Source organism: Mycobacterium helveticum, assembly GCF_007714205.1.
GTDB classification, from domain to species: Bacteria; Actinomycetota; Actinomycetes; order Mycobacteriales; family Mycobacteriaceae; genus Mycobacterium; species Mycobacterium helveticum.
This window is the reverse complement of sequence record NZ_VMQU01000376.1, coordinates 1-393: the sequence shown is the minus strand read 5'-3', so window position 1 is coordinate 393 and position 393 is coordinate 1. Positions and strand designations below refer to the sequence as shown.

The window sequence follows — 393 nt, the reverse complement described above, 5'->3', positions numbered from 1 at the left end:
AGCCCTACCTGACCAGGGTGCTCGAGCACATCCCCGGCGACGCGAGCGACGCCGCGCCGGACGCCGCCGAACAGCCGTGATCCGGACGGCCGAACTACGCGCGGGATCCGGTCGGTAGAACTCAACGGTCCTTGGCGTGCACCGCGGTGAACGACAACGTCACGTCGTCGGCGACCTTTACCGACCCCATCAGCAGCGAATAGGGCTTGACGCCGTAGTCGGACTGGCGAACGACAGTGTGCGCCGACATCCGCCATGTGTCGCCGAGATCCTCTGTTCCCAAGTCGACCGTGTGCTCCCGCGATTTCCCCCGAATGTGTAGAGCCCCGCTGATTCGATACCCGTCTTCGATCTCGTCAATCGTGTCGGCGACGAAGCGGATGTCGGGGAAGC

General features: G+C 64.6%; 1 protein-coding gene. It reads right to left on the bottom strand.

Annotation, left to right across the window (positions count from 1 at the left end; genetic code table 11):
* Positions 1-121: 121 nt before the first annotated feature.
* Positions 122-393, bottom strand: a 272-nt coding sequence (locus FPZ47_RS28000) for a YceI family protein (RefSeq protein WP_145039845.1), incomplete at its 5' end; no start/stop codon positions are given.